This is a genomic window from Acidiphilium sp. 34-64-41, from assembly GCF_002282635.1.
Taxonomy (GTDB): Bacteria; Pseudomonadota; Alphaproteobacteria; order Acetobacterales; family Acetobacteraceae; genus Acidiphilium; species Acidiphilium rubrum.
In genome coordinates, this window is the sequence record NZ_NCJX01000025.1 from 1 (window position 1) to 8,083 (window position 8,083).

General features: G+C 63.3%; 10 protein-coding genes. 3 read left to right on the plus strand and 7 right to left on the minus strand.

Annotated elements, in window-relative coordinates; genetic code table 11:
• Positions 1-32: 32 nt before the first annotated feature.
• From B7X49_RS07305 to B7X49_RS07330, 6 genes are all read right to left on the minus strand, one after another.
• The gene (locus B7X49_RS07305) at positions 33-314 is read right to left on the minus strand and encodes an FHIPEP family type III secretion protein (RefSeq protein ID WP_286703056.1); all 282 of its coding nucleotides are present in this window, start codon (positions 312-314) and stop codon (positions 33-35) included.
• Entirely contained in the window at positions 311-1,657 is a 1,347-nt protein-coding gene (locus B7X49_RS07310) for a sigma-54-dependent Fis family transcriptional regulator (protein ID WP_029314649.1), read from the minus strand. Before B7X49_RS07310 ends, B7X49_RS07305 begins: the two co-directional genes overlap by 4 nt.
• Before the next feature lie 9 nt (positions 1,658-1,666).
• Positions 1,667-2,002 (minus strand): flagellar motor switch protein FliN, encoded by a 336-nt coding sequence (gene fliN, locus B7X49_RS07315; protein WP_286703057.1) that lies wholly within the window; start codon positions 2,000-2,002, stop codon positions 1,667-1,669.
• A gap of 25 nt (positions 2,003-2,027) precedes the next feature.
• Positions 2,028-3,035, minus strand: a complete 1,008-nt coding sequence (locus B7X49_RS07320) for a flagellar motor switch protein FliG (RefSeq protein ID WP_286838816.1) — start codon at positions 3,033-3,035, stop codon at positions 2,028-2,030.
• Positions 3,032-4,597 carry a flagellar basal-body MS-ring/collar protein FliF gene (gene fliF, locus B7X49_RS07325; RefSeq protein WP_286703058.1) on the minus strand — a complete coding sequence of 522 codons (1,566 nt, stop codon included), beginning with the start codon at positions 4,595-4,597 and terminating at the stop codon, positions 3,032-3,034. Before fliF ends, B7X49_RS07320 begins: the two co-directional genes overlap by 4 nt.
• 120 nt (positions 4,598-4,717) lie before the next feature.
• Entirely contained in the window at positions 4,718-5,173 is a 456-nt protein-coding gene (locus tag B7X49_RS07330; protein WP_286703117.1) for a nucleoside deaminase, read from the minus strand.
• Between the two features lie 53 nt (positions 5,174-5,226).
• Here B7X49_RS07330 and B7X49_RS07335 point away from each other — a divergent pair, with 53 nt between their 5' ends.
• The 3 genes from B7X49_RS07335 to rsmD are packed head-to-tail and all read left to right on the plus strand — an operon-like array spanning position 5,227 to position 7,246.
• On the plus strand, positions 5,227-5,940 hold the full coding sequence (locus tag B7X49_RS07335; protein ID WP_286703059.1) for a gamma-glutamyl-gamma-aminobutyrate hydrolase family protein: 714 nt from the start codon (positions 5,227-5,229) through the stop codon (positions 5,938-5,940).
• Positions 5,937-6,692, plus strand: a complete 756-nt coding sequence (locus B7X49_RS07340) for a pseudouridine synthase (protein ID WP_286703060.1) — start codon at positions 5,937-5,939, stop codon at positions 6,690-6,692. Before B7X49_RS07335 ends, B7X49_RS07340 begins: the two co-directional genes overlap by 4 nt.
• Complete coding sequence (rsmD, locus tag B7X49_RS07345) at positions 6,692-7,246, plus strand: 16S rRNA (guanine(966)-N(2))-methyltransferase RsmD (protein ID WP_286703061.1); 555 nt, start codon at positions 6,692-6,694, stop codon at positions 7,244-7,246. Before B7X49_RS07340 ends, rsmD begins: the two co-directional genes overlap by 1 nt.
• A 242-nt stretch (positions 7,247-7,488) precedes the next feature.
• Here the strand turns inward: rsmD and B7X49_RS07350 are convergent.
• A partial coding sequence (locus tag B7X49_RS07350; RefSeq protein ID WP_286838820.1) for a hypothetical protein occupies positions 7,489-8,083 on the minus strand: 595 nt, incomplete at its 5' end.

Sequence of the window (8,083 nt, forward strand, 5' to 3'; positions counted from 1 at the left end):
GGGGAAAAGCCAGTTCGTCACGCTGGTGAATGTCAATGGCCGCCATGGCGGGGGCCACTAGCCCTAGTGGGTGTCTGAGTCAACCGGATAGGCACGGTGAATTCGACGGGCTTTCTAATAAAAAGTGCGACCATCAATACCAGAATACCGGAAGTAAACGACAGCGAGAGCCCGGTATCCAGCAGAAACGGCGGCAACGGCAGGATGAGCATGGTGATGATGCACACCACCGCCACCGCCAGCCCAATGTCGCTACCGGGCCGAAACCGCTTGAACGCAGCGTTGATCGCCCCGCGATCGAGCAGGTTTTTCATGCAGCGACCCCGTTATGCGCCGCTGGAATCACGGCGCCCTGTGCTGCGTAATCGCGTAGTTTGTTGCGCAGCGCACGGATCGAGATGCCGAGAATCGTGGCGGCATGGGTCCGATTACCCAGGCAGTGCTGCAATGTTTCCAAAATCAGCGCCTGCTCGACGTCCCCGACCCGCCGGCCCACCAGAGAAGCCATTCCCGGCTCGCCGCGTGCGCTGACCGCGTTGGCCACAGGTGCGACGTGGCGGGTTTCGATGCTGACGTCATCGGCATCGATCAGAGCGCCGGGCGTCAGCAAAACAGCGCGATGCATGGCGTTTTCCAACTCGCGAACATTGCCGCGCCAGGCATGGTCCATCAGCCGCGCCATCGCACTCTCGCTCAACCGCTTGTCGCCGGATTCGTTGAGCGCCGCATAATGGTCGACGAAATGCTGCGCGAGCGTCGGGATGTCGGATGGCCGTTCCCGCAAAGGCGGAATATGCAGCGCGACCACGTTCAGCCGGAAAAACAGATCCTCGCGAAACCGGCCGGCATCGATCGCGGCCAGCAGGTCACGATTGGTCGCTGCCAGGATCCGCACATCGACCGGGATCGGCCGGTCACCACCAACCCGATCGACGCAGCGCTCCTGCAGCGCGCGCAACAGCTTTACCTGCAGACGGATATCCATTTCGGCCAACTCGTCGAGCAGCAACGTGCCCTGGTGCGCGGCTTCGAATTTGCCGACGCGCCGCGCGATCGCACCCGAAAACGCCCCTTTTTCATGGCCGAACAGTTCGGACTCAAGCAGAGCCTCAGGGATCGCCGCACAATTGAGCGCAATGAACGGTGCCCGCGCCCGGCGTGACTGCGCGTGAATGAACCGGGCCAAAACCTCCTTGCCCGTGCCGCTTTCCCCGGTGATCAGGATCGATGCCGTCGACTGTGCGACTTGTTCGGCTTTCGCCAGCAATGCAAGCATCGCCGGGTCGCGCACCACCAGCGCCGAGGGAAGGTCGGTCGAAACGGCGGCAAGAATCGCCGCGATCAATTCCGCGTCCGGCGGCAGCGGCAGATATTCCCGCGCTCCCGCACGGATGGCGGCGACCGCTGCAGCCTCATCATCCTGCGCGCCGGCAGCCACCACCGCAGTCGTGAATCGTTCGTTGGCGAGCTGCGCCATCAGGCGGGGCAGATCGCGCGAGACGTCGCAAATGATCAGATCGATCCGCGCCTCCAACCGCAGTAGGCGCATGCCAGACTCGATCGTTTCCGCTTGGTCGAGCATCGCCCCGCGTGAAGCGGCAATCCGTGCCGCCACGCCAAGCTCGCCCTGCAACGATCCGATGATCAGAATGCGCATTGCTAAGCCTCAACCGCCTCGATCTGATTTAACGATTTCGGTCATGGTGATGCCGAGTTTCGTCTCGTCGATCATCACCACTTCGCCCCGCGCGATCAGCCGGTTATTGACGAAAATATCGATCGGATCACCAACCTTCCGATCAAGCTCGACCACGGCGCCCCGACCGAGCTTGAGCAATTGACTGACCTGCATGGTGGATCGGCCGAGCACAGCACTGACCAGCACGGGGATGTCGTAAACCGCCTCGAGGTCGCGCGGTGCACGCGATGACGAATGATCCTCGGTGCCGGTGCGCGGTGCCGGTGTTGCGAGCGGCAATTCCGCAAGAGCGCGCGGCGGCATGGTCGTTTCCGGTGAATTGCTATTGTCAGATGACAAGGTCGTCTTCCTTTCCTGTGCCGATTTCGATTTCACCCTGTGCCGCAAGCTCTTTCGCGGTCATGACAATCGCGAGTTGCGCGGCATCGACATCGCGCAGCCGCACCGGGCCCAGCGCTTCGATGTCATCACGCAGCATTTTGCCCGCGCGTTCGGACAGATTACGGAGGAACAATTCGCGGATCCGGTCGGAGCCTCCCTTAAGGGCGATCGGCAGCTTTTCCTTCTCGACACTGCGCAGCAGCGTCTGAATATCCTGCGGGGCGAGGCGCACCAGATCATCGAAGGTGAACATCAGCGCCTTGATCCGCTGCGCCGCATCCTGGTTCTTGACCTCCAATGCGCCGATCAGCCGCGACTCCACGGCCCGGTCGAACGAATTGAAGATCTCGGCCATTTTCGCATGCGGATCGCGTTGCGCACTCGATGCGAGATTGGCCATGAAATCGACCTTCAACGTGCGTTCGACGTCGTCGATTGCCTCGCGCTGTACGCCGCCGAGTGCCAGCATGCGTTCGACAACATCGATCGCCAGCGCTTCGGGCAACAGCGGAATCACCCGCGCCGCATGCTCCGCCGGCACACGGGACAAGACCATTGATGCCGTCTGCGGATGTTCGTGACACAAATAATCGGCGAGTACCGATTCGTTCACCTTGCCGAGTTTGTCCCAGATGTTGCGTCCAGCCGGGCCATAGAGATCTTCCAAAATCTGGTTGACCATCTCCGCGGGCAGCATTGCGCGCAGCATCCGTTCGGTCGCTTCCGCCGAACCCGAGACAGAACTGGTCCGGCCGAGGCTCGCGGCAAATTCCTGACACAACTGCTCGACGACTTCCGGCCCGACCTTGCCGATGCCTACCATGGCGCGCGAGACATCTCGGATTTCGTCATCCTTGAGCATCGCCATCAGCTTGCCGCCATACTCGTCGCCGAGTGCGAGCATCAGGATGGCGGTACGCGCCGCGCCGCTCAGCGCTAGGGTTGAGCCGCTCACGAAGTCCCTTCCTGGCTAAGCCAGCCACGGATCACGGCAACACTGTCTTCAGGATTGCGATCGATCAACTCGACGATCGCCCGGATGGGATTGTCCGCCCCCTCCTGGTCTGGACCGGCGATCGCCGCCTGGTTGGGACCCCCGATCGCTGCATCGGCACTGGCAGGGACCGGCGGTGCCGTGAGGCGGCGAACCATTGGACGGAACACCACCAGCAGGGCGGCCAGCGCGATCAGGCCGCTCACCACGATCCGCAGGAGCGGCATCAGCATGCCGCTGCTCATGAAGCGCGCCAGGAGCGATTGTTTCGGTGCGGCGATCATCGTGTTGGTATTGGCGAACGCCATCGACTGCACATCGACCACATCGCCGCGCGCCTTGTCGTACCCGATCGCGGTCTGCACCAAATTCTGGATCCGCGCGATCGTCGCCGCTGAGCGGGGCCGGGTTATCATCTGTCCCTTCGGTCCTTTGACCTGGACATCATCGAGCATTACGGCGACGCTGATCCGGGTGATTTCGGGAGTCGCGTGGATCGTGTGTTTCACCGTCTGACTGATCTCGTAATTCGTTGTCTGGTCGGTGCGCGATGTTGCATCGACCGATTTCGGCGTCGCCGGAGCGGTCGATGCGCCCGGCAGATTGTTTGCAACCGAGACTGTCTTGTTATCGTTCTCGGTCCGGTTGGATTTGGTCCGGCTTTGCTGCTGGCTGCGCACCACCTGGCCGTTCGGGTCGTAGCTTGTCGCGGTCTGCGCGGTCCGGTCGAAATTCATCGAGACCGCCGTGACGACCCGCACCTGATTCGGTCCCAACGCGGCGTCCAGCATCGAGCGTACAGCATCGGTCAAATGCTGCTCGGTTGCCTGCTTCAGGCTGGCATCCCGGGCATCGAGCATGGCGTTGTCGTTGCGCCCCGCCTGTGCCAGCAAATCGCCTCGATCATCGGCGATTGAGATATTTGAAGGTTTCAATCCGGGCACGGCGGAGGCCACCAAATTCAGGATCGCATCGATGCTCTGCCGGTCGAGCGGTGCGGCGCCCGCGAGCGACAGCATGACGCTCGCTTGTGCCGGGGCGGTATGCAGGCTGAAATCGTCCGCCTGGGGCAAGACTACCTGAACCCGCGAAGACCGAATGCCCTGGATCAGATCGATCGTGCGCTCCAATTCGCCATCGATCGCACGGGTCTCATCGATCCGGTCGAGAAAATCCGAGCCGGTCAGTGGGTTCTGATGATCGAAAATCGCAAAACCGCTCGAGCTGCCCGCCGGCAGATCATGCTGGGCCAAGAGCAGCCGCGCCTGATCCAACTGCGTCGGCTCCACCATGATACTGTGGCCGTTGTCGCCGATCTCGTATTTGATGTGTGCAGCCGCCAGAGCGGTGGTGATGTTGCTCGCGTCCTTCAGGCCGAGCCCGTCGTATAAGGTGGCGTTGGGGCTGGGCCCGCCGGTTACTGCCAATGTGGCCATCAACGCCAGCACGCCAACTGCCACGGCGGCCATGGCGCCGAGCTTCACCGGGCCGAGTGCACGCAAATTCTCGATCAGTTTGTTCATCGGGCGCCAAACCCCCCGGTCAGGGGTCTGCGTGGCGGGACACGGAGCGGCATCGGTTCATCCTGCTGTCGCGACGATTTTGTCGCAGTGCAAGAATGTCAGATGAAGGTAAGCGTTTGGTTAACGCTCGGCAGAATTTGCCGGGTCGCGCCGCGTTTTGAAAAAGTTCGTCAGCAGTTCGGCGCTCTCCCGCTCGGCCACGCCGCCCACCACGTCAGGCCGATGATGGCAGGTGGTTTGCTCGAAAACGCGAGGCCCGTGCTCGACCCCGCCCGATTTCGGGTCGTACGCGCCAAATACCAGCCGCTCGATCCTGAACAGCGAGGCCGCAGCCGCGCAGAGCGGGCAGGGCTCCAATGTCACGGTCAGGGTGCAGCCCGGCAGAAATTTCCCACCGAGTCGCAAAGCCGCTGCGCGCAGCGCGAGCATCTCGGCATGGGCGGTTGCGTCCCTGCGCGCCTCCACCTCGTTGCCGAAGGCGGCGAGTACGGCGCCTGCCGCATCGGTCACTACCGCGCCCACCGGCACCTCGCCGCGCGCGGCCGCCTTGCCGGCTTCGATCAGGGCCTGCGCCATCGGGGTCATGCCGCTCTCTTGCCTTGGCGCACCCAACAGGTCTAGCTCCGCATATGACAAAGCGCCCGACCATCGGCCTGACCCTCGATGCCGAGGCACCGGGCGGCTACTCGAAATTTCCCTGGTACGCGATCCGCCAGAATTATATGGACGCGATCGCCGATGCCGGCGGCATTCCAGTGGCCGTGCCGCATCGCGCCGAACTGGCTGGCGCCTATCTTGATCTCATCGATGCCCTCGTCGTCACCGGCGGCGCGTTCGATGTCGATCCCGCGCTGTACGGTGATGCGACCAGGCACGACACCGTTTCGCTCAAGCAGGGCCGCACGACCGCCGAACTCGCCTTGCTACGCGGGGCGTTGGCGCGCGATATGCCCGTGCTCGGCATCTGCGGCGGCGAACAATTGCTCGCCGTGGCCCTTGGCGGTACGTTGATCCAGCATATCCCGGCGGAAATCGCGAACGCCCTGGCCCATGAGCAACCGAACTCGCGCGACCAGCCCGGCCATGATGTGCAGATCAGCCCCGGTACGAGGCTCGCTGCGATCGTTGGCGCCGCCTCCATGCGGATCAATTCTTCACATCATCAGGCCGTGCGCGACCCCGGTGCCGCGCTGCGGATCAACGCGACCGCGCCGGACGGGGTGATCGAAGGTGTGGAATCCGCTACTCACCGGTTCTGCCTCGGCGTGCAGTGGCATCCCGAATTCCTGATCGATCCCGGCGATGCCCGTATTCTGGCCGCGCTGGTCGGTGCTGCGTCATGACCGAAAAAGGGGGCTACGCCGCGCCGGACCGCGAGCAGGGCGAGCGCATCGCCAAATACCTTGCCCGCGCAGGCATCGCCAGCCGGCGCGATGCCGAACGTATGATCGGCGAGGGCAGGGTGGTGCACAACGGCAGTACGGTCGAGCACCCGGCCACATTCGTCAGCCCCGGCGATATCATTCTGGTCGATGGCAACCCGGTCGGCGAACCGGCCCGCACGCGGCTTTGGCGCTATCACAAGCCGGATGGTCTGCTCACCACGCATCGCGACCCCGAAGGCCGCCCGACCGTGTTTGAAAAACTCCCGGCGGACCTGCCGCGCGTGGTCAGCGTCGGCCGGCTCGATCTCAACAGCGAGGGATTGCTGCTGCTGACCAACGACGGTGCCATGGCCCGCCGGCTCGAACTTCCCACCACGGGCTGGCACCGCCGCTACCGGGTGCGTGTTTACGGCATGGTCGATTCCGACAAGCTCGCCGCGCTGAAAGAAGGCATCACGGTCGATGACGTTCGCTACGGCCCGATCACCGCGGAGGTCGATTCCGCCAAGGGTGCCAACGCGTGGCTCTCGGTCAGCATCACCGAAGGCAAGAACCGTGAAATCCGCAAGGTCATGGCGGCACTCGGGCTGGAAACCACCCGCCTGATCCGCGTGGCCTACGGCCCGTTCCAGCTGGGCAGCCTGGTGCGCGGCGCGGTTGCCGAAATTACCGGCAAGGTCCTGCGCGAGCAATTGCCCAAGGACAAATAATGGCGGCGCCGCGCATCATCGCCGGTGCCTGGCGTGGCCGCGCGCTGGGCGCCCCGCCGGGTCTGACGACGCGACCCACCGCGGGGCGGGTGCGACAGGCGCTGTTCGACATGCTGATGCACGCCCCCTGGGCCGAAGGCGCGGTTGCAGGAAGCGCCGTGCTCGACGTGTTCGCCGGCTCCGGGGCGCTCGGGCTCGAAGCCCTCTCGCGCGGCGCCGCGAACGCTACCTTCATCGATCACGACCGCGCCGCGATGGATATGATCCGCCGCAACATCGCGGCCTGCAACGCAACCGACCGCGCCCGCCTGATCCCCGCCGACGCGCTCGATCCACCCCAGGGTCCACCCCACACCCTGATTTTGCTCGACCCGCCCTACGGCAACGACCTGGTCCCCCGCGCGATCGCAGTGCTCGCTAAAACCGGCTGGATCGCCCCCGAAGCCCTGATCGCCGCCGAATTCGGCAGGAGCGATCCGCCGCCGCCCGGTATCGAACCGCTCGCCGGACGCACCCATGGCGCAGCACGGCTCGTGATCTGGCGTGCGCGATAAATTGACGCGTCTTATGATCGGACGAGCGGCGTATCGCGTTGTAGGGAAGGGGAAGGGAAGCACTTCTTTTTTGTAAAAAAGAAGCAAAAAACTTTTGTTTGTCTGGGGCACGGACGGTTTCACAGGCACGGGCCCAAATTAACAAAGTTTTTTTTGTTTCTTTTTTGTTCACAAAAAAGAAGGACTTGCCTTGTCTTTTTGTATATTTTATTACGATATCGTAACGAATAAGGCGTAGGAAATCACGGCCCTTTGCGCCACATTTTTTTGACGTTGAAGGATGGCACGAAGGGCTGGTGCCAGGGTGGTACGGGCGGTGGGGGTGGGCCGAGGATTTCGCGGAGTTGTTCTTGCGTGAAGTCGATGCTGCCGTCGGGGTTGATTTTGTATTGGTCCATGAAGCTGGGCTGGCGCTTGGGTTTACGGATGCGCTTGGGCCGGGGCTTGGTCGATTTGGGGCGTTTGATGCTGGGTGGGTAGCGCAGGCCGAGCATGGTGTGCAGCGGGCGGAGGATGCGGCCGAGGCTGGGGTGGGTGGCGAGGAGGGCCTGGACGATGGGGTCTTCCATGAAGAGCTGGAGATCGCCTCGGGCGGTCGCACCGGCGACGATGGGGGCGGCGGGGCCGTTGGGGAGCAGGCGGATCAGCCACGCGAAGCCGCGCGGCAGGGTTAGGGCGGGTTTGGGTTTGGGTTTGGGTTCGGTGGCTTGTTTGCGCTCGGTCTTGGCGCGGATGCGCGGGGATTGCGGGGGTTTGGCGGCGATTTTGGCGAAGCGGGCGATCTGGCGGCTGAGGTAGTTCCAGATCAGGACGAGGAGCGGGCCGTGGATTTTGAGG

Excerpts from the sequence above, each read along its gene's own strand:
- B7X49_RS07340 (WP_286703060.1), top strand. The coding sequence starts at position 5,937 with ATGACCGAAAAAGGGGGCTACGCCGCGCCGGACCGCGAGCAGGGCGAG.
- fliF (WP_286703058.1), bottom strand. The coding sequence starts at position 4,597 with ATGAACAAACTGATCGAGAATTTGCGTGCACTCGGCCCGGTGAAGCTC.
- B7X49_RS07330 (WP_286703117.1), bottom strand. The coding sequence starts at position 5,173 with ATGGCGCAGGCCCTGATCGAAGCCGGCAAGGCGGCCGCGCGCGGCGAG.
- rsmD (WP_286703061.1), top strand. The coding sequence starts at position 6,692 with ATGGCGGCGCCGCGCATCATCGCCGGTGCCTGGCGTGGCCGCGCGCTG.
- B7X49_RS07310 (WP_029314649.1), bottom strand. The coding sequence starts at position 1,657 with ATGCGCATTCTGATCATCGGATCGTTGCAGGGCGAGCTTGGCGTGGCG.
- B7X49_RS07335 (WP_286703059.1), top strand. The coding sequence starts at position 5,227 with ATGACAAAGCGCCCGACCATCGGCCTGACCCTCGATGCCGAGGCACCG.
- fliN (WP_286703057.1), bottom strand. The coding sequence starts at position 2,002 with ATGCCGCCGCGCGCTCTTGCGGAATTGCCGCTCGCAACACCGGCACCG.
- B7X49_RS07305 (WP_286703056.1), bottom strand. The coding sequence starts at position 314 with ATGAAAAACCTGCTCGATCGCGGGGCGATCAACGCTGCGTTCAAGCGG.